Source organism: Acinetobacter sp. 148 (assembly GCF_031196675.1).
In the GTDB taxonomy this organism is placed as follows: domain Bacteria; phylum Pseudomonadota; class Gammaproteobacteria; order Pseudomonadales; family Moraxellaceae; genus Acinetobacter; species Acinetobacter baumannii.
Genome location: NZ_JAVIMT010000041.1, coordinates 185,936 through 209,020 on the forward strand (window position 1 = coordinate 185,936; position 23,085 = coordinate 209,020).

Sequence of the window (23,085 nt, forward strand, 5' to 3'; positions counted from 1 at the left end):
AAATGTACTTAAGGTAATCGTAATATCTCCTCGATCCACAGGGAAACTTGGGACAGGGTAAAAGATACGATAAGACCTTATAAACAGCTAGCAAAGAGCAAATAAAAATGGATAGACACATTTTTTGAGTGCTCAACGTTGCAGAAAAGCCCGTGAAACGGGCTTTTTTAATGCCTATGAAAAGTTATTTCTAAGTGTGGGATAGCTTATGTTTCTCAACTATTTAAGAAAAAGTAATGTAAAAATAATAAAATATTTCAAATATACAGACTATTCTGTATTGAAATTTATTTTTATTAAGGGTACATTTAGTTAACGGTTTAAAGTTCAAGCTTAATAATGAACTCATGGTCGTTGTGGGAGATCTAAGAGCCTGCATTTTCCCCAAGATGCGGGTTTTTTTTATGCCTAAAAAAAGTAATGACTCAGCTGATCTAAAAATTTAATTCTTTGTTCTATAAAGTTTAAAAACCTACGAACGTAATAGGCCGTAGGTTTCTAAACACGTCTAAAAATTAAGCACGATATGCCTGACAAGCTTGAGCACACGCTAAACATGCTTTTGCACAAACCTGACAATGCTCATGTTCGTGTTTACTACACTCAGCTGCACATAGTTGACATGCATTAGCACATAGCTGCATGGCTTGTTCAGCAAGCTCGGAATGTCTTAGTTCTAAAGATGTGCATAACTGACAGGTTTCTACACAGGTTAAGCAGTGTTTGATACACTCACGCATCATATGCACATGCTCTTCTTGTAGGCATGCAGAGGCACAATGCTTACAAGCAAACATACATTCAATGCAGGCTTGAATAGAAGTAGATGCTTGATTAAACAGAGATTGATTTGGTTCTTGTGAGCTATTCATTTTAATATTCTCCTTTTGAAAGGCTATTATTAAAAAACCGAATATTGTTATCTTTTTTCATTTTATAAAAACATTTTTCCTATCGGGCACTTTGAAATGAAAGATCTACAAATGCTCAATACGAGATTAACCTCGTATAAGAATGTTACAGGTACTTTGTTAGCTAAATTCTAAAAAGACAGTAAAACCTTAAGAAGAGATACCTAAAAACAAAAAATAAAATTTGTTTGGATATAATACTTTTGGCTAATTTTTTAATGTATGAAAATTAGGCAAATTATTAGTGTGAACTTTAAGGGCACACGTAATGGAAAACATAGAACAGTACGCTCACGGAGCTGAGCATGAAGTCCACGTACACTGCAAACGATCATTAAGTACTTTAATACTGAGCTTGTTTGTATTAATTGCAACTGGTCGATAAAGAAAAAGCACCCACGGGTGCTTTTTCTGTATGACTTGACTATGGGAGGATTAAATTAAGAACCTGTAAAGCCGCGGCGCTTTTTGTAGGCTTTACGATCATAAGAGGGAATATTGGACTTTTGAAGATCAATAGCCAATTGTTTTCTGCGTTGAAATTGCACTTCATTTAAAAGCGCATCATAGATTTTAGGTCGGTCAGTTTTAAACTTTTCTACATCCAGTGGAATCTTACTTTCCTCTTTAACAATATACAGAACAGAACCATTGGCATTGGTTTCATATACTGTCCAACCAACCCGTACTGTATAGAGGCCGGTTTTCTGATCCTTTCCTAAATAAGATTTAAAACCATCGGGATGAGGGCGTACATAAGCATTCATCATGCATCCTCCATCAACTATTTAATTCGATGAAAGCGGCGATTAATGAATTGATGGGAACGATACATCTATTCAGTAAAATCACGATTTTCATGTGTATATATATTGATCAATTTGATAATTTCAAGCTCTGTAATTTTTCTTTTTGTGGGATGAAAAACGTGAGAATTTGTCTAAAAAAGATACAAAAATAACCACTTCATTTTTATAGATAAATTAAGTCTATTTTTAACTTAAATTTGGTTTTTTAAAATTTATGTGACGTATTTTGCAAATTTAAAATTGAATAATTTATAGTGAAGCTTGAGTTCATTTTTTATTAATGATTTGATTTTAAAAAATAAAAAATATTTGTAATATTTCTTGTTACAACGATTTTGTCGACAATACAGGATTGTTTTTGACATATTTCGCCTAGCGTAATCAATAGAGTTTTTTGCCTATGGTGTCATTTTTATTTATTGGACTTGTAGTCACTATTTTGTTGACTCCAGGACCAACAAATACATTATTAGCCTCGGCTGGCATACAAGCAGGGGTAAAGCATTCTCTTAAGTTGATTCCGGCAGAGGTAATAGGTTACCTGATCGCAATTACCTCATGGGGTGTTTTACTTGAATCGGTGTCTCATTTCATTCCATGGCTTCCAGCCATATTAAAGCTGATGAGTGCGGGTTTTATACTCTATCTTGCTTTTAAACTCTGGATGACATCGTCTGAAGATATTAATTTAGACCGACCGCTTATTACACCAAAAGCTTTATTTCTTGCGACACTTTTAAATCCGAAAGCTTTACTTTTTGCTTCAGCGATTTTTCCACATGCAGCGTGGGAAGTTCCTCATTTATATTTTATTCACATTGTTGTCTTTTTATCTTTAATTACCCCAATTGCTTTTTTATGGATTATGTTTGGTACAGTATTAATCTCAAATAAAGTCACTTGGTTAAATCAACGTAACTTACAACGTATTGCTGCATTTATTTTAACTTTTTTTGCCATGCCAATCGGCTATTCAGCGATTAGCTCATTTTAGACCTAACAAATTAATTTATATTAAAAAATTTAATATACAGGAGTTTTTTCATGAAGAGATTAAAAGTTGTTATTAAAGATCAGTTTGACCAAGAAAGTATTGCTTTAGCAAAGGTTAGACCTGCGAACGATCAGAAATTAGAGCTGTATAAAAGTGTAGAGCATATCGAAATTGATGACGATATTATTCTACCGAATATGGATTTACTGTATGAAAATCCAAAAGATGGAAAAATTTATAAATTAGTTGGCCCGTTTAATGAAGATGAATTATAGAGGGGCGAAGGAAAATTGATTTTTTCATCTGTTTTAGTGTTGCTTAAAATAAAAGCAAACTAACGTATAGACACAATTAAAATCTTGAACACCAAGGGGTCCTTATGGGACTATGTTTTTGCAAAAATGTGACCTAATCCACATTTTTGTATTTCAGGACTAAGTGGTGTTCACTAAGCCCATTTCTTCAATGAGAAGTAGAAATGGGCTTTTTTTATGGAAATTTATTCTTTAAAAGTTTCATCTAAAGCTTGCTGGACTGCTTCAATGCGAGCTTTGCAAGCTTTATAAGCACCAATGGATTCTTCAACAATCTTCATCAAATTATCAATATCTGGGCTTTCCTGAGATTCAAGTAATTCGGCATTTCGCTTTAAAATGTCATGACCTTCTTTAAAAGTCAGTTCTTTATCATTCATTTGGAATTACCTCGGTAATATTAGCGTTAATTGCTCCATCTTGCATATCAACAGTAATGGTAGAGCTAGTGATTTGGTGAATGGAACGAATTGCTTTGCCTTCTGATCTTACAATTGCATAACCTTTTGCTTGAATTTGTTTCGGGTTTTGCAAAAGAATTTCTCGCATAAGAGATTCAGTTTGCGATAGAGAAAATTTAACTTGTTGCTGTGAAACAAATTGAATGCGTTCCTTTATCTGCTCAAGGAACTGGTGAGCTGAATTAAGCTGAGCTTGGGCAGAGGATTTAATATGTTGTAGATATTGATCACTCTTACTTTGGTAAGTCGTAATTTGATGTTGTGACAAGAGTTTGATTGTTTGTAGGTTGTCTACAGCTTCTTGTACACGTTCAACAATATGGTTGCGAATACCCGCAATCACTTTACTTGGAGTATCAAACGAACGGTGTGCAATCTCGTCAAGGATAGTACGATCTTTTTCATGTCCAATACCGACCCAAATCGGCACGCTACGTTTACAGAGTAGGGCGGCAAGCTCATAATCATTTAAGTAAGCTAAGTCATTTACAGCACCGCCACCACGAATAATCACAATCAGGTCGGGTGGAAAGTTAAAATTATTTGCCCATTGTTTTAAACCTGTTGCCAACGACTCCATAAGACTGACGGCAGCCGTATTTCCCTGAAAGGTCGCACTTTGATAAACAAAATGACAAACCCTATTTCGCTCAAGAGCATCCGCATCCTTTTTAAAGTCACCTAAACCCGCAGCATTTTGAGGAGCAATAACTAATACATTTTGTATATCAAAAGGAGTAGGGAGAAGTTTGTTCTTATGTATTAACCCTTCTTGAGTTAAACGTTCTACAATTTGTTGATAACGTTTTGCAATTTCTCCAAGTGTAAAACTTGAGTCTATTTCTTCAATATTGACTGAAAATCCATATTGTGGATCGAAACGCGCTCTAATTTTGATTAAAACGTTTAAATCACTAGCTAACTCAATACCTGTTTCACGTTCAAACTTTAGAACAATTTTACTGGCTGAAAATTTCCAGATGGTTGCTTTACAGCTTGCAATGACCTTGTCGGTGTCAGCATCTTTTTCTGCAAGCTCTAAATAATAATGTCCACCTTTAACATTTAAATTACGAATTTCCGCTCTCACCCATACAGGCTCGTCAAAAGTCAGGCGTATGATTTCCTGCACTGTACCGAGATATTCACTGAGAGAGAGCTGAGGATCAGACATATAAACTATAAATGATGGGTTGAAACTAGATAGTATAAAAGCTACCCAAGCATGGCAATTGCTGTCTATGAATAATGGGTTCTGTTTAAAATAAATACAACAATTTAGAGCGTTAAAATTGAAATTGAGGGGGCTTATTTAATTTGAGCGGATAAAAAGAAAAATTAATAAAAAGATAATTCTTAATAATTACAACCGATTAAAAAATAAAGTTTGCTTTATAGAATATATAAGCGTATAAAGCTTACTTCCAATTGCGGGGTGGAGCAGTCTGGTAGCTCGTCGGGCTCATAACCCGAAGGTCGTTGGTTCAAATCCGACCCCCGCATCCAAAATATTATGCTCTGTGATGTACTACTTTTCATGATACGAAATCATGGAAAGCAATTAGCTTATAAATAACCCTATATCAAGCTAAATATTAAATTCTAGACGAATTGTCCATACCTTAAATCTAGCGTTCTAATTAAATACCGTTAAATCACATGAGCTCAGTGATGAGTGAATGATTGTGAATATAGTAAATGAGTGGCAAATCGCCACAGCCGTAAATGGCAATGAAATTAATGTGCGGATTGTTCCTCACGTCCGTAAGCAAAACTCGCTTGATGGTTATCGTTGGGTTGAGGTTGGAAAGAAAATTCAGCTTCAAACTGGTGAAGAAATTGAGTTAAACCAAGACGGAAAAAGCTTCTATGCTGGGTTTAATCAACTTTATCGTTTAAATACATATTGTTGATAAAATCATGGTAATAAAGCAAAAAAACCTATCTCTTTTAAATGAGATAGGTTTTTTTATATCGAGAAGAAAGCTAAATAATTAAAGTTATAAAAAGACGAAAGTGATTAAAAAGCTCTTATTATTATTTTAGCTATATTTAATAACTAAATTAACCTGCTCTCCAGAACTGACGCCCCATGACCTTAAAGTTTTTTCCGTTCTCTTCGGTGACACGTCGGTCTCTAAATTTTTCATTTAAACTATGCAAAATTAAAGAGCCATCTGCCTCTTTAAAAATTTGTTTAATCATGCCTTCACCAGCAAAATAAACGGCATAGATTTCACCATCAATTACTTCTGTTTGAGAAATATCAATACCGACCAGATCACCATCTTTGATGTAATCGGTCATACTATCGCCCTTAGCTTTGATAATACGCATGCATTCCTGAGCAACACGTTTTTCTTTAAAGAATGAAGCGGGGAAAGGAATTTTTCCGTTAATTGCATCAAAATGAAATTCAATTGATTCGCCTGTACCGCAAGAAAAACTCGCTTCCACTACTTCGATCCAGACATATTGGTCTGCTGCATCGTTATTCACGACAGTAGGACTAAATACATCACTCTCTCTAAAAGAGTCTTCTGAGTTTCCTGTAGTAAGCCAATAAGCATCTACACCTAAAAACTGTGCAATGAGTGGAAGAAAAGCAGATTTTAAATTCTTCCCCGATTCTAAAGCTTGATAAGCAGGCTGAGACATCTTTACTGCTTCAGCAACCTCTGCCTGTGTTTTTTTAGCTTTAATCCTTGAATCTTTTAAACGGTCTTTAAGAGCCATAATGATCGCACCAGCTAACTTATAACAAATATATAACTTAAGTTATATGTAGTAAAACAACTATAGTTATTGACTAATAATAACTATAGTTATAATATCAGTTATAAGGACATATTGATAGAACGAAAATAATATTTTATTTGAAATTTATTTCTTAATTTTATCAATACCTTATTAAGAAAATAATGATTATTCTGCCTCACTGGACGACAGAATATAAAAATGGCGATAGTCGATGAGTGGTTTATACAGACTATTAAAAACAAGAAATGGAATAAAAAAAGCCCGATTCCGTGGATCAGGCTTAATGTTCGTCGATAAAGGGTATCAAGAACATGAAGAATCTAACAAAGAATTTAATGCGTCACAAAAGTTTCCGATATACGGCAACGTGTTATCTCAACTTTATGGTCAAAAAAGAGAGGTTATCTAGCGGTGCAGTTTTACTGAGGCTTATGTCATTCATAGCGGTTTAAAAAGAACAAGAGCGACTAGATTAAATCTGTGTACATAGCAGAGTTAGATATAAAAATATGAAAAATAACAAAGCAGTAGCCATGATTATTTTTCAAAAAATTACACTTTAGGCAGGATTAAATTATGGAAAATTTTTTAACTTCAAATGGGCTAGCTGCCGCTTTTAACCTTTATGGCACTGTCATGATGGTGGCTTTAGCAGTGAGCTTAGTTGTTGCAGTAGTTTTAATTATGCGCTTTCCACGTTCACCTCAAGAATGGGTCGTTGGTTTGATTTGTACGGTTGTTTCAAGCTTGACTGGTGGCTCATTCATTATCATGAAATGGAATTTACATGAGTGGGTGACAGATATATGGGGAATGATCACTTTAGGTGGATTCTTCTTTATTTGTGGCTTACCTGGTTGGGCAATTGTGAGGTGGATATTTAATTTCATTAATAAACAAGAAGGAAAAACCATTGTTGAAGTCATGAAAGATCTAAAAAAAGCGAAAGATGATATCCAAAGCTAATAGCTGTTTGGCCCTAATAAAGATGAGGACAACTCTTATGAATATTGAACAATATTTAGATGCACTAATAAAGCGCGAAGGTGGCTATGTAAATGATCCACTTGATCATGGGCATGCGACTAAATTTGGAATTACACAAGCCGTTGCTCGTAGTTATGGTTATCAAGGTGCAATGGAGAATTTAACGTTAGAGACAGCCAGAGAAATTTATAGGAATCAATATTGGCTTGAGCCGCGATTTGATCAAGTTAATTTGATCAGCGCACTTGTTGCTGAAGAGTTATTCGACACGGGTGTGAATTGTGGCATTAGTTTCACAAAACCACTTTTACAACGTGCATTAAATTTATTGAATAGGCAGGGCAAAGAAGGCTGGGTAGACCTTAAGGTAGATGGTGAATATGGGCCAGCCACTTTGCAGGCTTTAATAAAATATATTAAAAACCGTGGTAAGGAAGGTGAAAAAGTGCTGGTACGGCTTCTTAATATTATGCAAGGCCAACGCTATATTGAAATTACGGAAACAAATCCGAAGCATGAGCAATTTTTTTATGGATGGCTTGCTAATCGTATCAGCTTATAAAAAAGCCAACTTGCTAAAGCTATTGAGTTATAGCCTTACAAGTTGGCTCACTTTCATAAAATAGTTTTATTGAGTAATAAGTAAAACTGCTAAAAGAAAAAATATACAACCACTGACTTTATTGAGCTTAGAAAAATTATTTCCGGCAAGCATCTTCTCTTTGAATATTGAGGAAAAGTTGGCATAAACTAAATGAATTAAAAATCCGATCAAGCAGAATGTTAAAGATAAAACCAAAAACTGATTTAATATTTCTTTTTTAATATCAATAAACTGTGGGAAAAGGGCAATAAAAAAGACAATTGTTTTGGGATTAAGTAGTGAGGCAAACAACCCTTGATAGAAAAGCTTTGATTTCTTTATACTTTTTTGATTATGTTCAGTTTCTAATAAGTCTTGAGTTGGGCATTTTTTAATAAAATTTTTATAGCCTAAGTACATTAAGTAAAAGGCCCCAATAAATTTTAAAGCAGTGAAGATAGTAGGGTTGCTAGTAATAATAAGTCCGACACCGCTTGCAGAAATCACAGCGATAATAAACATACCAATAATTAAACCACTAATGCCAAATAAAGCTGTTCTCACACCATAATTTATTGAATTTGTTACTGTAAATAAAACGCCTGGGCCTGGGCTTGATAAAGTAAGAAAAGCAATGGTTATAAAAACTAAAAGACCGCTCACGTTGATACTTCCTGTTTTATCATCAATATGTTAATTGCATGCCTACTTTAAAGTAGAATAGGAATAATGTATACAGACAAGTATGTATAATTTATAAAAAAGTAAATTAATAGGATAATATTTGAAAGTTCCTACACAATCTTATTTTTTTAACTCTAAATAATTTGAAAATTAAAAATCCAATACTTTAAAAAGCATTAAATATTTTTAATTAATATATAGATACAGTGTTAGAAAATTATATTTAAATATCATTGAAAATCAGATAGAAAGTTAGAATTTGATACCTTCGTATTCAATAAGAAATGAATTAATTAAGATATCGATTGCAATTCGTTAAGAAGCGTGTATAGTCGACACTAACTACAAAAATATTCATGTTACCCAAAGTCTCTCTTTTCGCAGTTTTATTTATAATCCTCCGTATATTTTTAGATATTTAAGTAGAATGTGTATTTTTTAGTTCTATTGGTTTGCCCAATAATAAATGATAATGTTTTTAAAAGTTAGGATTAATTTATGTCTAATACTACTGGTACAGTAAAATGGTTTAATGAAACTAAAGGTTTCGGTTTTATTCAAACTGATGAAGGTAAAGATGTTTTTGCACATTTTTCTGAGATTCAAACACAAGGCTTTAAAGTTCTTTTAGAAGGTCAGCGTGTTCAGTTTACTGTAACACAGGGTAAAAAAGGCCCACAAGCTTCGAATATCACAATTGTGACGAATGCTTAAACTAAAGTAATTTGATGATTTTAGACGATTTGATCTGTAGTGATTTGCTCAATTAAACGGCTCTAATCATCAATATAGTTAAAAAACCCACTTCTTCCTTTGTGGGTTTTTTATATGGATAATTAAATAAGTTGATTATTTGTTTTATATAATATAGAAATTAGAATTGTGTTGTATAAGTTGACTTTATAACTGGTATAAAAATGGATATTTGTATTGGCGGTATTTTAAACGGTAAAGTAAGAAAGAATAATGAAAATTATTTCTCTATAGGAAATCCTCATTCAGATGATGTAACGGAGTATCACAAGCAATATTTCCAATTGGATGGAAAGCTTTTATCATTTTGGATGTGTAATGAAATCAATTTTCAAGAAGCCTCCAGAATAGCTGAAAGTTTCTTTAAAAAAGAACAAAGTTTTTATTAAGTAAATTTTAATTAAATACTTTAAGTCTGGTAAGTCTATTTCTTTAATGAGATAAGCTAAAAATTATTTTTAATTACATATTTTTAACAATTTAGAATAATTTGTTATTCATAAAGTCATAAGTAAAGAGTAATCTTAGCTCAGAATTTAAAATCGTTGTAAAATTAAAATTAACATTCATGAAAATTTATTAAATTTTTCTTGTCTTAACGGTGCATGACTTACGTCATAAGTAATATTTCTTTTTGTAGTATATCTAAAGGAAGGAAATAATTCTAAATGTTGAATATAGTACAGCCTAATATTTGCTTCATTGGTAGCAGTAATTTGTCTTTAGCTTTAATTGGAGGTTTAGTTTTAAAAGGCTTTCAAAGAGAAAAAATTAATCTAATAGAGGAAGTCAAATTTGAGAATCAAATCATTCTAAAGCAAAAGCAACATGAGGTGAAAAAGGCAGATATAGTTGTTCTATTACTAGACCCAAAAGACTTAAAGGCTATACTGGCGCCCTTAAAAAAATGGTTAGCTGATAAAACTATTGTGTCGATGATGGCCGGAGTTAATATTCAACAATTAATGAGTATTACGGGTTCAAAAAAAATTATCAGAGTCATTTCTAATCCGCCTGTATTAACTTATACAGGTACCCATGTGTTAATTGGTTCAGACTATTTAGAGCCTTTAGATAAAGAAGTGATAGAAACAATTTACTCAGCCACAGGGCGAACCTATTGGGCAAATTCAGAATCCCAAAGTGACGCGATTATTGCTTTATCGGGTTCAGGACCAGCTTACTTCTTCTATATTCTCGACAGTATGGTGAAAACAGGGGTGTCTATGGGGCTAGATAAGCAATTTGCTTTAGATCTAATACTTCAAGCTGCATCAGGCGCTGTAGAAATGGTTCGTAAAAGTAATGTTCAGCCTAGTGAGTTATGTGGCAAGGTCACATTAGCGAATGGTATTACAGAGTCTGCATTACGAATGTTTGAATTAGGCAACCTCTCTGATGATATTCGGCTGGCTTTAAAAGCAGCTTACCATCGTAGTAAAGAAATAAGCTTAGAAATTAATGCAGAAATTACGAGACACTAGCTTTAGCTGATTACAAAGTACCTTCCAAATGTTAACGCTTTATATTTGGAAGGTATTTTTTAACCACCATGGTTTAGCCGTATAAAGGTAAAGCAAACATTATCTTTCAAAGAACCATCAAAACGGCTACTTTAAAAATCAATTATTAGCTCAAGTTATGGAATTTGTAGGAAATACTCCCAAATAATAAAACCTAAGCCGAACCCTAGCATTGAATAGAGCGTAATAATAAATAGTACAAAACTAGCTTTATTTTTCTTTCTTAAAAAACTCATGTTAGCTACCTCGTGTCTAGATAGTTACTATCATGAAGAAAGGCAAGGTGTAATCATAGATACAGAATTTTTTCAAAAAAATATAACAGATGGGTAGGTGTTATAACCTCATCTTTAATTAAGTTTTTCTTCAAATTTATGACTGAAAAAAGACTAAAGTATGGTGAATCTAGAAGCATGAGAGGAATACATAAAAATTATTTCTACATTGTTTTTTAATGATAATTTATTACTCATGTTGTGTGAAAAATAATCATTTACAATTGAAAGAAAATATTTCTAATTAGTTAAAAGTATTAAATAAAATTGTGAAACATTTAACATTAGTTTGACTATTTGTGTTCCGTTATGGTGCAATTTTACATAATATGGGTAGTTCTTACATTGTTTTAAATTTATTTGCACTCAATTACAATTAAGTCTTCATAATCAGAAGATGAATTTTTTTATTTTCAATTATTTATAATAATATTGAGGAGGAAGAAATGCCAAAGTATTTAGCTATAGCGGAGAAAGTATACAAGGAAATTAAAAAAGATAATTTATTTACTGAAGATACCATTCAAAATTTAAATTGTTTAATTAGCTTGATTCGCAAAGCAATTAAAGGTACTGAGTTCAAACTTAAGTACAATTTTATAAATTTTGAAGAATGTTTAAATCAATTTAATAAAGAAAAATCAGTGCATATTGATTTAAGTCTTATGCCCAAGTTTAAAAATGAAGATGAATTCATTTTGTGGCTTGCAGGCTTTATTGAGCGAATGACAATTGGAGGGAAAGAGAAGCTTCCTCCAATTTCAAACTATATTCCAAAAGGCTTTAAAATTGATCAAGCCGAAATTCCTGTGGCTGCTGAACCAAGCAAAGAAGAAAATGCTGAGATGATTATTAACTACTTTAAATCTGAAGATTTCATTAAAAATAATAAAATATCCTCTTAAATATAGAAGTGTTTGTCCACCTTACTTCTATATCTGGCTGATAATATTCAGCTACCGCCTTCTGGGGCGGTTTTTTTATTTAACAAGCTTAAATGATCAGCATATAAAACTTATCAAAAATGTCAGTAAATATGGAAATGTTTTATAAAGAATTAATAATGACATAAAAAATAATAAGTTAGAGATTATATTGTTATTTTTATTAAAATATTTTTCACATAAAAATAATCTTAAATTACGTATAGAAACATTTACTGGTACATAATTTCCAAAAAAATAGGATGATGAAGAGATGAATGAGAATGCTGAACTCATTAAATATTTAGATATTGCCGAAAATGTATACGAAAATATGTATGAAAAGTACCAGATTACGGATAACCCTGTAACCAATCTCAATAGAGTAATGGCAGAAATTAGAAAAGAAGCCGAACAAAATGATTTAAAGTTAAAATATACCAAAATTGATTTTGAAGAATGTTTAACTAAGCCTCTTTCTGAAAGAGAGATAAAAGTTGACTTAAGTCTACTTCCTCGTTTTGAGTATAGGGATGAATTTATTTTATGGCTCACTAATTTTATTAGAAATATTAGTGTGCAAAAAAAGTTCGTAAAACAAAAGTACTATTTTAATTAGCTTTATAAACTTTTTAATTACTCAAAACTATTAATAAATTTTATAGAACAGCGATATAAAAAGAAAAATAAAGTGCACCTTTGTAGAGGTAACTTACATGAAGACTATTACTGAAAAATCACTTTTTGATGTTTTTACCCAGCATCAAGCTTATCTCTACCGAGCATCATCGCGATCGGTAAATGAACTTTATAAGTTTTTTAATAGTGAAACGATGGATATGCTTGATCGGTTAGGCGATTTAATGAAAGAGCTGAATGAAACTGAGAGGTTTGCTCTTGCTGGTGGTGAGTATACAACTCAGCATCTAAAAAACATTCAACTTGTTATTTCGAACTGGTTTAATTCAATTAGCACTGTTTTACCGGAAATTTTTACTCACTCGGCAATTGCTTTGGCTATATATGAGTCAAACTATATGGCCAAACTATTTGGTAAGGTTATTAAAGATTTAGAGGGAGAGCAGCTTTATCAGTCAATAAAACGAGTGCCTTTGGCTGGCGGTGCCTTGGTTGATGAATCCTTAGCTCAAATTGGTGAAAATGCCCTTCAACGCATTGAATACGCTATTCGGGATGGCATGAATACCGGGATGACGCCTCAGCAAATCATCAAACGTATTACGGGTACAAAACGCCTTAAGTACGAAGATGGATTGCTCAACAGTACCAGAATCGATATTGAAAGAATTATTAGAACGCTACGTAGTCATATATCAAATCAGGTCTATTTATATAACTTCAAAAATTTTAATTTTGAGTATGTAAGGTTCGTGAGCGTTTTAGATGGCAGGACTTCTAAAATCTGTGCAGCCGTTGACGGTTCTATTTGGAAACTGAATGACCCGGCGAAAAGAGTGCCACCTTTGCATCCGAACTGCCGAAGTATTCTGGTTCCCGTAAGTAAGGATGGAAGGCTTATTGGGAACAGATCTTTCGTTATGGATGAAAGAAAAGTACGAGATATTCCTAAAGATGAGCGGACTCAGTTAATGGGGCAAATAGACGCAAATATTTCCTTCAAAGAATTTTTTAATCTGACCGATAATTTTTTCCAAAAAGAATGGTTAGGCCCTAAACGTTATAAGTTATATAAAGAAGGGCAATTTGATTTTGATAAATTTTTTGATCCAAAGGGGCGGCTCTATACTTTGGATGAATTGAGAGAATTAGATGAACGAACTTTTAAAATACTTGGGTTATAGCTTCATCGTTCTCCACCAAAATAATAACGCCAATAAACTCACACATGCGCCTAGACTACATACGCCGAGCCAACCTGCATAAGCATAAGTGGCTGTTGTGCTAATTGCACCCAGTCCACTACCTATTGCATAAAAGAGCATGTATAGACCCACAAGCCGACTATGCGCTTCTGGACGAGTACGAAAAATCATACTCTGGTTGGTCACATGCAGGGCTTGTCCACCTAAGTCGAGCAATACTATGCCAATCACCAGCGCCCAAAGTGAGTAGGTCATGAGTGAAAGCGGCCACCATGCGAGCAGCAATATTAACAGTGCTGCCAAGCTTGTGCGCTGAGCATCTCCGCGGTCTGCCCATTGGCCAGCACGAGTGGCGGCTAGAGCACCGATTACACCGAACAGTCCAAAAGACCCAATTACAGTATGCGAAAAGTTATAGGGTGGTGCACTTAACGGTAGTACCAATGCGCTCCAGAAAATATTAAATGCCGCGAACATGAATAAGGCTAATACACCGCGTACTTGTAGGACTTTTTCTTGGCGCAGTAGCTTTAACATAGAGGCCAGAAGCTGCGGGTAGCGCATTGTAACGGGCTGAACATTTAAATGAGGGAGTCGCCTCCAAAGTGGTAAGGCAATCATGAGCATAATGATAGCTGCGCAAAAGTACACGCCGCGCCAACCCGCCACATCACTAATTCCTCCTGAAAATACACGGGCAAGTAGTAACCCAATGAACACACCACTCTGTGCAGTACCAACCACATGCCCTTGCTCATGTGGGGCCGCAGCACTTGCAGCATAGGCAATAAGTCCTTGTGTCATGGCTGTGCCGAGTAGACCTACCGCAAGCATTCCTGTCAAAAGAACAATTGTAGAGTGGGCAAAGGCAACCATTAGCAATGCAGATATTAAAGCCATTAACCGACGCCGATTTACAAGATCACCCAACGGCACTAAAAACACGAGGGCAAGTGCACAACCTATTTGAGTGGCTGTAACCACACCACCAATGGCGGCATGGCTAACATTAAAGTCACTCGCCAAGATGTCGAGCAAAGGCTGTGCATAATAGACATTTGCTACGCTTGCACCACTTGCTATAGCAAATAGTAAAACTACGCTACGAGGTAGGTTCGAATGCGTTTTATTGTTGTTTACCGGAGATGTTGAAGATACAAGAGAAGCTTTCATTGTCCTAAATCCATTCAATCTAGTTTTAAAATGCAACTAGTTGAATGTTAGATCGACTGGTTTTAAAATGCAACTGGATATCTTGTTACTGATTATTGGTAAGGAAACTCAATGGCTAACTCTACATTGATGAAAGAAGAACCTTGTCCTGTTGCACGCTGCGTCAATCTCATAGGAGATCGCTGGTCACTGCTTATTGTGCGTGATGCTTTTGATGGAATGCGCCGTTTTGGAGATTTCCAGCGGAGCTTAGACGTTGCACGAAATATTCTTTCTGACCGGCTGAAAAAGTTGGTGGATGTTGGTGTTCTTGAAATGCAAGATGCTTCAGATGGTACGGCTTATCAGGAATATGTGCTAACCCCTAAAGGGGAGAGTTTATTTCCTGTGATTGTTGCTCTACGTCAATGGGGAGAACACAACTTATTCGAAAGTGGTGAGCGCCATTCTCTGTTAATTGATAAAAATACAGGTCAGCAAATTCCATTTATGGCACCAGTCACAGCAGATGGAAAAGTGCTAAAAGCCTCTGATACTCAAGTGCAAAAGGTGAAATAAAATAAGAGAATAGAAAAATTAACCTTTTTTAACTTAAATTTTGGGAGATTAGTTGCTAACCTTGCGCGTCAAATTAAGGTGAGATTATGAGATTTATATTCCTCTTTATAAGCGCAATTTCAATTCAATGTTATGCAGCATCGGAAGCGATGGAACTCCATTACTGTGAAACTGTGAAAAAAGCAGCGAGTGGTGTGATGGATGCTAGACAACATGAAGTGCCAGCTAAAGAGTTACATGACATCGCCAATCATCTTGAAGAGCAACAAGCCAAACAACTTTATCAAGAGCTTATCAAATCTGCATATTCTTCAAAGCTATTTGAAGACCCTCTCATTAAGTCAAAAGCTGTCGAGAATTTTCAAACCACTTGGCATGAACAATGTTTGGCAAAAGAATTAGCTAAAAATATGTGAGTGTTAGGGGGAAATGGCTAGCTTAGGTTGGAAGATAGAACTTTATTTCTTACTTACCTCTTCGCTAACACTGGCTAAGCGCGGTAAAGAAGGAGAGAAGGTATTAGTTCGGGTTCTTAATATCATGCAAGGCCAACGTTACATCGAAATTTGTGAGTGAAATCCCACGCAGGAACAATTCCTTTATGGCTGGATTGCTAACCGCGTTTCACTATGAAGGCTCTGATTTCGCTGTGTATTCTACTTTCAGGTTGCACAGCTCATACGATATCTACAAAAGTGCATGTCACTGTTTGTGTGCAGTGTGTGACTTAAAGTCTTTAGGAGAACGCTTTTTTATAGATGGGTGAATAAGTTAAATTGGTTTAAATTTTCTTTAAATATATTTAATTTTAGCTTTAGTATCTATAAGTTAATATAACGAGCTTTATTGTTATTTTCGTAAAAATAAAAAATAAAAATTTTTTTAAGTTAATGTTTTTTAAAATTATATATATTTTATATTTACATTAATAAGATTGGATACAGAGGCATGATTCATTATTAAATTTATATCATCTACTTTAAATAAGCTATTTACCCTTTGCGAAGAATATTCAACGAGCGGTATAAATATGGTTGATTGAAATAATGAATAAATAACCCCAACCTTGAATTTACAAGTAGGGATATAGATTGGAAATGTGAAAAAGCTACCCATAGGTAGAAATACTCATGAATTAAGTTAAAGGATATTGGTATGAAAGCTATTTTAACGAAGAAAATTATTAGCTGTATCGCAATTAGTGGTGTTTTAAGCTTCAGTGCATTTGAGATTATGGCAGCGAATCAACAAACTATAAATGATGGGAAGAATCACTCTAAAATATTAAATGAAAACCATGAAAATTTGACTGATAGTCAAATTTTCAAGATATTAAGTACAGCTAATAATGGTGAAATTAAGCAGGCAAAAACTGCATTGCCAAAACTAAAAATGGATGAAGCTAAGAAATATGCTGAAATGATGATTAAAGAACATTCTGCCAATGAAAAAAATGCACAAGCGTTGGCAAGTCGGTTACAGTTGATTTCACAAACCAGTAATCTTAGTAAATCATTGCAAAATGATAGTGATAAAATTGTTAGTAAGCTTAATCAAATAACATCAGATACTGATAAAAATTATATGATGAGTCAAGTTAAAGTTCACCGTAAAGTTTTAACGATAATTGATAAGCAGTTAATACCAAACACGAAAAGTTCTGAATTAAAAAATATGCTCATACAAACACGTGATGCTGTTGCGAAACACCTAAAAGCAGCTGAAGATATATTTAAAAATATGAAATAATATATAATTATTATCTTTTAAAAATACATTTAAAAAGCCTAGTATTAATTAACTAGGCTTTTTAAATTGCATATACATAAAATAATAATTTCCTGCAGGGTAGTGTAAAACTAGAATGTTATGGGTAATGTTTAATCTAGCGAAATATAATGATTATGGGTTAAAGAATGATATAATTGTGAAGATTATTTGAATAAGAATTTTTATTGGTGAGAAATAATTTCTTTAATGAATAACATCTCCTTACTTAATAGGGGTATTTATGAAACATAACTAACCTAAAGGTGAATTATAATAATAATTGTCAAGCATACTTCAAAAGCTCTTTTAATATTCTAGCTCTTTTGAAAGACACTAGATTTTAAAATATAGGGAGTAAGAAAATGGTAAATACAAAACAATCAAATTCAGTTGGTAATCATACGACTCAAAAAGAGCCATCTTCTAATGGTAATGTATCAAATAGCAAACCATTACAAGACATTTCATCCACAATTGATAATGCTCGTCCAGATTTAAACTCTCCACCGACTAATAACAATCATGTACCCGATATGAATGAAGGGGGAGAGAATTTGGTTGCTACAGGTGCAGGAACCTTGGGAGGAGCGGCGGTAGGTGCTGCATTTGGTGTTGTTGGCGGCCCTCCAGGTGCTGTTGTTGGGGGGATTATTGGTGGTGTGGTAGGGGCAATAGCAGGTAGTGATATAGCTCAAACAAATAATCAAAAAGATGATAGTAATGACTGGCAAGAAGAAGATAATTATTGGCGAGAAAACTATAAAAAAATGCCATATTATACTGAAGACAAGAATCTAGAATATGATCGTGATTATCGGGCGGCTTATCGTTTAGGTTATGAAAATCGTGTAGATAGTAATGCAGAAATTAATTTTTCCGAGGTTGAATCTAAATTGAAAACTAAATGGGAGCAAGTTAAAGGCAGTTCACGTCTACAGTGGGAGGAAGCTAAATTTGCTGTAGAAGATGGATTGAAAAAAATTCATCCTTAAGTCATTTAATACTTAGAAAGTCTCCTCAATGGGGGAGACTTTGCGATAATATACTTTTGAGCTAATTTTTAATTTCAATATCAATAAAAACTTAATGATGGGTTTAATCATAAAATATTAACTATATTTTCATTATTCTTTTTTCTTTAGGCATTTAAGTATTTGAACAATTAAGCGGGCACTCTTCATTTTTCTGCCTTCTTCTTGATAGTACTGTTCAAAAAGGGCATAGAAGGAGATATGGATTTTTTCAGACTCAGGATTAGCCTGTTCAGATTGTAATTCTAATAATTTTTAGCGGCCCATTGTTCACACTCATTCGCAGTATCTCGAGTAGCTGTATAACGTTTGCCTAAATAACGGACAGTGATACGCCACGCGTCTCCGCGCTTAACTGGCTTTTGCATAATAACACTCCAAATTTCATGGTACTGCAATGGAAATATAAAGCGTTTTTTAATGCGAATTTTGAATTGACCTATAAACAATAAAAAAACACCTAATCCTTTCGAATTAAGTGGTTTTTAAATTTTGGAGCGGGAAACGAGACTCGAACTCGCGACCCCAACCTTGGTAAGGTTGTAATAAATATTAAATAACAATAGGTTATGTTTTAATGGTGCCGAAGTGGTGTTAAATAAAATTTTACAATTCTTGATCAGATTTAAAGCTCTAAAATAAGCCGATTCAAAAGAGATGTTCTGAAATGTAAATCTGGCTTGCTTAAATTGATCGAATAATCTATATTTCACGCATGGACCGGGGATTCCCAGTCGGCAAGAGGCTCTAGCACTATGTTAGGGCCTTTTGTTTTTTTATGGGAATACTTTCAGACCGTAACCTGTATATCCAACACCTGCTCCAAGTCTTCCTTTAGAACTATAGAACTTAAACTTTAATACGTCAAAAGCTCTATTTGGTTGAAAAGGTTTTAAAACATGATTTCCTATTGGTCGAGCAACCAAATCTGCAATTTGCAGACCAGAAGAATTAACTTTTTTTGAAGCCATTTTAATTTCGAAGGGTAAACAAATCTTATCGTAATTATTCCCATCACATACTCTTCTGAATTCAAGTTCTAAATCTCTGTCTTCTTGCAGCCCCCGTTGCTCAAAAACAATAAATGTTTTCTTATTTTGCTGATTCTTTTCTACTAAAAATTTATAAATTCTTTCAAGACCAAACTCCAATGCAATGAAATATGGATTTTTGGGAGTGGCATATTTTTTTATTAGAAGGTCTTTTCTAACTACACATGAAATAAGAATGAAATTTGTTTCTTGCATTAAGGTCGTTAAGTCATTAAGTAGCGATTCTTTTTGCTCTTTTGATGAATAATTTCTGAAATCTCCAGTACCTTTTAAGATATCTCGCTCATGCATCACGATAATGTCATGCCCGAAATGCTTGAATTTCAATTGTTCTAATTTATGAATAACAGTTTCTGTATAATACCGTTTGTGAAAAATACAGAAAGCTAAGACAAATACAGGATACTTTGCATTATAGCCATTAAGGGTATGATCACCACTTTCATCTACATAAACAATATAATCGCTAAAATCCATTTATACCTGCTTTAAATAATTAGCTTATCAGTAGCTTTTAGATAGTTTTCTATTTTCTAAAAGAATTAATAATTCTATTTAAATATATAACGCAATTATTGGTAAAGTAAATAAAATCATACTAATGATTAAGGCACTTTGAGCGCCTTTTTAATTCTTTCGTCTCGACTGCCGCTGCTGCCTTTTAATAAGATGCTAAATTATCCAGCAATCCAAATAGTTTTATGATCACATAAAGGGCTTAAATTTTTAATTCGTTGATTATCTCGCTCAAACCGACCAAAACTACCAGCTAAATCAAATTCTTCGCCTAAAGCAGTTTTCTTACTTTTATAAGTTAAAGTTTGATTTTTAGGGTCCCATTCTGTATATCCTTCAGGGAAAATAATTAGAATATCATTTACATATAGACATTCTTGTTTTAGCTGTAATGGCCCCCTTAATCGTGCAGAGGCAAAAACGCCATTTGATTGATAACTAGGTATTTTCACATGGCTATTTTCGACCCTCGATACTTGTGGCTGACAAGCGACCAAAAGTATATTAATAGCGAAACAAATCAATTTTTTATAAATATCCAAGTTCACACCTATATGTGAGTTAAATACACTTTGATATTAATCGAGGGGAATCATCCCCAAAAAATTAATTTGTTAGGGAAGTGTACCTCTGTCTTAATTCTTCCGTCTCGACTGGCGTTGCTGCCTTTGAATATTTAAGTTTTCAAGAATAGGAATGACTTCATTTGGATCGTATAGATGCTTGCCATCAGTACCTTTATTGAATGGACGAAGCTCATCAATAATCAATTTACGAGACAGGCTATAGCGATCCATTAACCATGCTGCAGTAACTGAAATGACGTAGCTAAATAATTAAAACCTCTGGTACGAATAAAAGTTGTTTCATGTCATAATTAAAAACCTAATGATTCAAATAGTTAGAAATGTGAAAGGTATTATATAAATGAAGAAATTAATGCTTACATTGTTAGTGTTATTTTGTGGGGTTGCTCATGCAGAATGTAAAACTGGCAATGTTTATTCTGATATTGAATGCTTTGAAAAACAGTTAAAAACTGATAAAGCTAAAATGAATAAGATATACAATAAATTAGCTTCAAACTTGGATAGTGAAGGGAAAGCCAGTTTGGAAAATTCCCAAAAGGCTTGGCTTGATTATCGTACAAAGCAATGTTCTGGTTTGATGGGGTATTATGGATCTCAAGCAATAGGAGCAGGTTCACATTTAATTATTTTAAGTTGTGAAGCTGATAAAACTAAAGAACGTCTTAATGAGCTTAAAAGTTTAGATCTTTAAAATAGGTTTTAAAAATTACGGTGTTTTAAATATTTAATTCTAAACCTGCCTTTTAGCGGGTTTTTTTAATACTTAAAGTATAGGTTAGTTGAATAGTCTAATTAATCAAAGCAAATAACTACCAGATAATAAAAAAACCACCTAATTCTTTCGAATTAAGTGGTTTTTGAATTTTGGAGCGGGAAACGAGACTCGAACTCGCGACCCCAACCTTGGCAAGGTTATGCTCTACCAACTGAGCTATTCCCGCAATGTGAGCACATTATAGAGTGTTTCATTAAAGTGTCAACACTCTTGTGATCTAATTGAACGTTTAATCAGCACGACGCCAAACTGTACCTTGGCGAGTGTCTTCAAGAACTACGCCTTGCTCAAGTAAAGACTGACGAATGCTATCTGCTTTAGCAAAGTCTTTTGCTTTTTTCGCATCAACACGTTGTTGAATGAAATCTTCAATTTCAGCATCAGACAAAGCAAGTGCATCTTGTCCAATATCTGATTTTAAGAAATCGTCTACATTGTGTTGTACCAAACCTAAAATGTTGGTGAGGTGACGTAATGTCGAATAAAGCACAGTCGCTTGGTCAGCTTGCTCTTCTTTTACAGCACGGTTTAACTCTTTGTTCAGTTCAAACAATACAGCCATTGCTTCGGCAGTATTGAAATCGTCACACATTGCATTGTTAAAGCGTTCAATAAAGCTTTGATCAAGCGCTTCAGTTGTCGTTTGACCGTACACTTGTTGATAAGCTTTAAATGAATGATAGAAACGAGTTAAAGAAGTTTTTGCCTCTTTAAGTGCTACATCAGAGAAGTTCACAGGGCTACGATAGTGTGAAGACACAATAAAGTAGCGGATCACTTCAGGGTGGAATTTCTCCATTACGTCACGAATCGTAAAGAAGTTGCCTAAAGACTTAGACATCTTTTCACCATCAACGTTAATAAAGCCAACATGCATCCAGTAGTTTACATATTGCTCACCAGTCGAAGCTTCACTTTGCGCAATTTCATTTTCATGGTGCGGGAACATTAAATCTGAACCGCCACCATGAATGTCAAAGTGATTGCCTAGGCAGCAAGTCGACATTGCAGAACATTCAATGTGCCAACCTGGACGGCCATTACCCCAAGGGGACGCCCAAGATGGTTCATTTTCTTTTGCATGTTTCCAAAGCACAAAGTCAAAAGGATGTTTCTTTTCAACTTCTACATCGACACGCTCACTTGCGCCAGCTTGCATGTCATCAAGCTTACGGCCAGAGAGGCGACCATATTTTTCAAATTTGGTGACTTCAAAATAAACATCACCGTTTGAAGCAGGGTAAGCAGCGCCTTTGGTGACTAGATTGCCAATCATATTTTGCATCTGGTCAATATATTCAGTCGCTTTAGGTGCTTCATCTGGTGCTAAACAGCCTAAGTTCGCTGCATCTTCATTCATGGCATCGATGAAACGCGTGGTGAGCTGTTGGATTGTTTCACCATTCTCATTCGCACGTTTGATGATTTTGTCGTCAATATCGGTAATGTTGCGAATGTAGCGGACTTTCCAGCCTTGACTACGCAAAAAACGGATAATGTAGTCAAATGCAACCATAACTCGAGCATGCCCGATATGACAGTAGTCGTAAACGGTCATACCGCAGACGTACATATCGATGTGACCTTCTTTGCGAGGTACAAATTCAACTTTTTTTCGTTGCTCAGAGTTATATAAAACAAACGGTTGCATAAGGGTTTTCAAACACTCAACAAAAATAGTGTTACATCATAACTGATGCATCATTTTTAACAAAGTTTTATGCATGAATTTTATAAGCTTGTGAAATCTTATACATTTAAAAACGTGTAACTGATTGAGTTATGCTAGAATGCCCCCA

27 protein-coding genes, 2 tRNA genes and 3 pseudogenes are annotated in these 23,085 nt (G+C 34.2%); 18 read left to right on the forward strand and 14 right to left on the reverse strand.

The window, feature by feature from the left end; genetic code table 11:
• Positions 1–515: 515 nt before the first annotated feature.
• The gene (locus tag RFX69_RS08375) at positions 516–872 is read right to left on the reverse strand and encodes a four-helix bundle copper-binding protein (protein WP_001088962.1); all 357 of its coding nucleotides are present in this window, start codon (positions 870–872) and stop codon (positions 516–518) included.
• A gap of 479 nt (positions 873–1,351) precedes the next feature.
• Positions 1,352–1,681: a hypothetical protein gene (locus tag RFX69_RS08380; RefSeq protein ID WP_000980495.1), complete on the reverse strand. Its 330-nt coding sequence runs from the start codon at positions 1,679–1,681 to the stop codon at positions 1,352–1,354.
• A 439-nt stretch (positions 1,682–2,120) separates the two neighbouring features.
• Here RFX69_RS08380 and RFX69_RS08385 point away from each other — a divergent pair, with 439 nt between their 5' ends.
• Positions 2,121–2,714, forward strand: coding sequence for a LysE family translocator (locus RFX69_RS08385; RefSeq protein WP_000253376.1), 594 nt, complete (start codon positions 2,121–2,123; stop codon positions 2,712–2,714).
• Between the two features lie 50 nt (positions 2,715–2,764).
• The gene (locus tag RFX69_RS08390; RefSeq protein WP_000825869.1) at positions 2,765–2,989 is read left to right on the forward strand and encodes a hypothetical protein; all 225 of its coding nucleotides are present in this window, start codon (positions 2,765–2,767) and stop codon (positions 2,987–2,989) included.
• Positions 2,990–3,213: 224 nt separating this feature from the next.
• Here RFX69_RS08390 and xseB read toward each other — a convergent pair whose 3' ends face one another.
• Both xseB and xseA read right to left on the reverse strand, forming a co-directional pair.
• Complete coding sequence (gene xseB, locus RFX69_RS08395) at positions 3,214–3,408, reverse strand: exodeoxyribonuclease VII small subunit (protein WP_000998195.1); 195 nt, start codon at positions 3,406–3,408, stop codon at positions 3,214–3,216.
• A complete protein-coding gene (xseA, locus tag RFX69_RS08400) occupies positions 3,401–4,663 on the reverse strand; it encodes an exodeoxyribonuclease VII large subunit (RefSeq protein WP_031966463.1) in 1,263 nt (420 codons plus the stop codon). The genes xseB and xseA overlap by 8 nt, the downstream gene beginning before the upstream one ends.
• A gap of 255 nt (positions 4,664–4,918) precedes the next feature.
• Between xseA and RFX69_RS08405 the strand changes: the two genes are divergently transcribed.
• Both RFX69_RS08405 and RFX69_RS08410 read left to right on the forward strand, forming a co-directional pair.
• Positions 4,919–4,995: transfer RNA gene (locus RFX69_RS08405), tRNA-Met, on the forward strand.
• Positions 4,996–5,168: 173 nt separating this feature from the next.
• Positions 5,169–5,402, forward strand: coding sequence for a transposase (locus RFX69_RS08410; protein ID WP_000636785.1), 234 nt, complete (start codon positions 5,169–5,171; stop codon positions 5,400–5,402).
• Between the two features lie 151 nt (positions 5,403–5,553).
• Here the strand turns inward: RFX69_RS08410 and RFX69_RS08415 are convergent, their stop codons facing one another.
• Complete coding sequence (locus RFX69_RS08415) at positions 5,554–6,225, reverse strand: LexA family transcriptional regulator (protein ID WP_001185369.1); 672 nt, start codon at positions 6,223–6,225, stop codon at positions 5,554–5,556.
• 600 nt (positions 6,226–6,825) lie between these two features.
• On the opposite strand from RFX69_RS08415, the gene RFX69_RS08420 reads away from it, so the two are divergent.
• A complete protein-coding gene (locus RFX69_RS08420; protein WP_000427180.1) occupies positions 6,826–7,215 on the forward strand; it encodes a hypothetical protein in 390 nt (129 codons plus the stop codon).
• 37 nt (positions 7,216–7,252) lie between these two features.
• The gene (locus tag RFX69_RS08425) at positions 7,253–7,798 is read left to right on the forward strand and encodes a glycoside hydrolase family 108 protein (RefSeq protein WP_001019688.1); all 546 of its coding nucleotides are present in this window, start codon (positions 7,253–7,255) and stop codon (positions 7,796–7,798) included.
• Between the two features lie 66 nt (positions 7,799–7,864).
• Here RFX69_RS08425 and RFX69_RS08430 read toward each other — a convergent pair whose 3' ends face one another.
• Complete coding sequence (locus RFX69_RS08430; RefSeq protein WP_289332746.1) at positions 7,865–8,482, reverse strand: LysE family translocator; 618 nt, start codon at positions 8,480–8,482, stop codon at positions 7,865–7,867.
• Positions 8,483–9,001: 519 nt separating this feature from the next.
• On the opposite strand from RFX69_RS08430, the gene RFX69_RS08435 reads away from it, so the two are divergent.
• From RFX69_RS08435 to RFX69_RS08445, 3 genes are all read left to right on the forward strand, one after another.
• Positions 9,002–9,217: a cold-shock protein gene (locus RFX69_RS08435; protein ID WP_000072673.1), complete on the forward strand. Its 216-nt coding sequence runs from the start codon at positions 9,002–9,004 to the stop codon at positions 9,215–9,217.
• Positions 9,218–9,420: 203 nt separating this feature from the next.
• Positions 9,421–9,645 carry a hypothetical protein gene (locus RFX69_RS08440; protein ID WP_289332745.1) on the forward strand — a complete coding sequence of 75 codons (225 nt, stop codon included), beginning with the start codon at positions 9,421–9,423 and terminating at the stop codon, positions 9,643–9,645.
• A gap of 279 nt (positions 9,646–9,924) precedes the next feature.
• Positions 9,925–10,740, forward strand: coding sequence for a pyrroline-5-carboxylate reductase (locus RFX69_RS08445; RefSeq protein WP_000932373.1), 816 nt, complete (start codon positions 9,925–9,927; stop codon positions 10,738–10,740).
• Positions 10,741–10,895: 155 nt separating this feature from the next.
• Here RFX69_RS08445 and RFX69_RS08450 read toward each other — a convergent pair whose 3' ends face one another.
• A complete protein-coding gene (locus tag RFX69_RS08450) occupies positions 10,896–11,015 on the reverse strand; it encodes a hypothetical protein (RefSeq protein WP_001982898.1) in 120 nt (39 codons plus the stop codon).
• 485 nt (positions 11,016–11,500) lie between these two features.
• On the opposite strand from RFX69_RS08450, the gene RFX69_RS08455 reads away from it, so the two are divergent.
• The 3 genes from RFX69_RS08455 (at position 11,501) to RFX69_RS08465 (ending at position 13,800) form a co-directional block, all read left to right on the forward strand.
• Positions 11,501–11,959 (forward strand): hypothetical protein, encoded by a 459-nt coding sequence (locus RFX69_RS08455; protein WP_001127325.1) that lies wholly within the window; start codon positions 11,501–11,503, stop codon positions 11,957–11,959.
• Positions 11,960–12,251: 292 nt separating this feature from the next.
• Positions 12,252–12,596 (forward strand): hypothetical protein, encoded by a 345-nt coding sequence (locus tag RFX69_RS08460; RefSeq protein ID WP_001004676.1) that lies wholly within the window; start codon positions 12,252–12,254, stop codon positions 12,594–12,596.
• Positions 12,597–12,693: 97 nt separating this feature from the next.
• Complete coding sequence (locus RFX69_RS08465) at positions 12,694–13,800, forward strand: minor capsid protein (protein WP_032039671.1); 1,107 nt, start codon at positions 12,694–12,696, stop codon at positions 13,798–13,800.
• Here the strand turns inward: RFX69_RS08465 and RFX69_RS08470 are convergent.
• Positions 13,795–14,994, reverse strand: a complete 1,200-nt coding sequence (locus RFX69_RS08470; protein ID WP_289332744.1) for an MFS transporter — start codon at positions 14,992–14,994, stop codon at positions 13,795–13,797. The two genes, RFX69_RS08465 and RFX69_RS08470, sit on opposite strands and share 6 nt — an antisense overlap.
• Before the next feature lie 111 nt (positions 14,995–15,105).
• Here RFX69_RS08470 and RFX69_RS08475 point away from each other — a divergent pair, with 111 nt between their 5' ends.
• The 5 genes and pseudogenes from RFX69_RS08475 (at position 15,106) to RFX69_RS08490 (ending at position 18,314) form a co-directional block, all read left to right on the forward strand.
• Positions 15,106–15,552 carry a helix-turn-helix domain-containing protein gene (locus RFX69_RS08475; RefSeq protein WP_000024022.1) on the forward strand — a complete coding sequence of 149 codons (447 nt, stop codon included), beginning with the start codon at positions 15,106–15,108 and terminating at the stop codon, positions 15,550–15,552.
• An 86-nt stretch (positions 15,553–15,638) separates the two neighbouring features.
• Positions 15,639–15,968: a hypothetical protein gene (locus RFX69_RS08480; RefSeq protein WP_001210983.1), complete on the forward strand. Its 330-nt coding sequence runs from the start codon at positions 15,639–15,641 to the stop codon at positions 15,966–15,968.
• Positions 15,969–16,044: 76 nt separating this feature from the next.
• Positions 16,045–16,128, forward strand: a pseudogene (locus RFX69_RS19405) (hypothetical protein); the annotation flags it as partial.
• A 579-nt stretch (positions 16,129–16,707) separates the two neighbouring features.
• A complete protein-coding gene (locus RFX69_RS08485; RefSeq protein ID WP_000644339.1) occupies positions 16,708–17,301 on the forward strand; it encodes a DUF4142 domain-containing protein in 594 nt (197 codons plus the stop codon).
• A gap of 383 nt (positions 17,302–17,684) precedes the next feature.
• Positions 17,685–18,314 carry a hypothetical protein gene (locus RFX69_RS08490; protein ID WP_215763730.1) on the forward strand — a complete coding sequence of 210 codons (630 nt, stop codon included), beginning with the start codon at positions 17,685–17,687 and terminating at the stop codon, positions 18,312–18,314.
• A gap of 141 nt (positions 18,315–18,455) precedes the next feature.
• Here RFX69_RS08490 and RFX69_RS19410 read toward each other — a convergent pair.
• The 4 genes and pseudogenes from RFX69_RS19410 to RFX69_RS08510 all read right to left on the reverse strand — a co-directional run.
• A pseudogene (locus RFX69_RS19410) lies at positions 18,456–18,721 on the reverse strand (site-specific integrase); the annotation flags it as partial.
• 408 nt (positions 18,722–19,129) lie between these two features.
• A complete protein-coding gene (locus RFX69_RS08500; RefSeq protein WP_079548357.1) occupies positions 19,130–19,882 on the reverse strand; it encodes a DUF3800 domain-containing protein in 753 nt (250 codons plus the stop codon).
• A gap of 200 nt (positions 19,883–20,082) precedes the next feature.
• Positions 20,083–20,463: a hypothetical protein gene (locus RFX69_RS08505; RefSeq protein WP_240369732.1), complete on the reverse strand. Its 381-nt coding sequence runs from the start codon at positions 20,461–20,463 to the stop codon at positions 20,083–20,085.
• Between the two features lie 93 nt (positions 20,464–20,556).
• Positions 20,557–20,736: pseudogene (locus RFX69_RS08510) on the reverse strand (hypothetical protein); the annotation flags it as partial.
• Between the two features lie 112 nt (positions 20,737–20,848).
• On the opposite strand from RFX69_RS08510, the gene RFX69_RS08515 reads away from it, so the two are divergent.
• Positions 20,849–21,202 (forward strand): lysozyme inhibitor LprI family protein, encoded by a 354-nt coding sequence (locus RFX69_RS08515; RefSeq protein ID WP_272293930.1) that lies wholly within the window; start codon positions 20,849–20,851, stop codon positions 21,200–21,202.
• A gap of 174 nt (positions 21,203–21,376) precedes the next feature.
• Here the strand turns inward: RFX69_RS08515 and RFX69_RS08520 are convergent.
• Positions 21,377–21,452 (reverse strand) — tRNA-Gly (locus RFX69_RS08520).
• A gap of 63 nt (positions 21,453–21,515) precedes the next feature.
• Positions 21,516–22,937, reverse strand: a complete 1,422-nt coding sequence (cysS, locus tag RFX69_RS08525; RefSeq protein ID WP_086377995.1) for a cysteine--tRNA ligase — start codon at positions 22,935–22,937, stop codon at positions 21,516–21,518.
• Positions 22,938–23,085 lie beyond the last annotated feature (148 nt).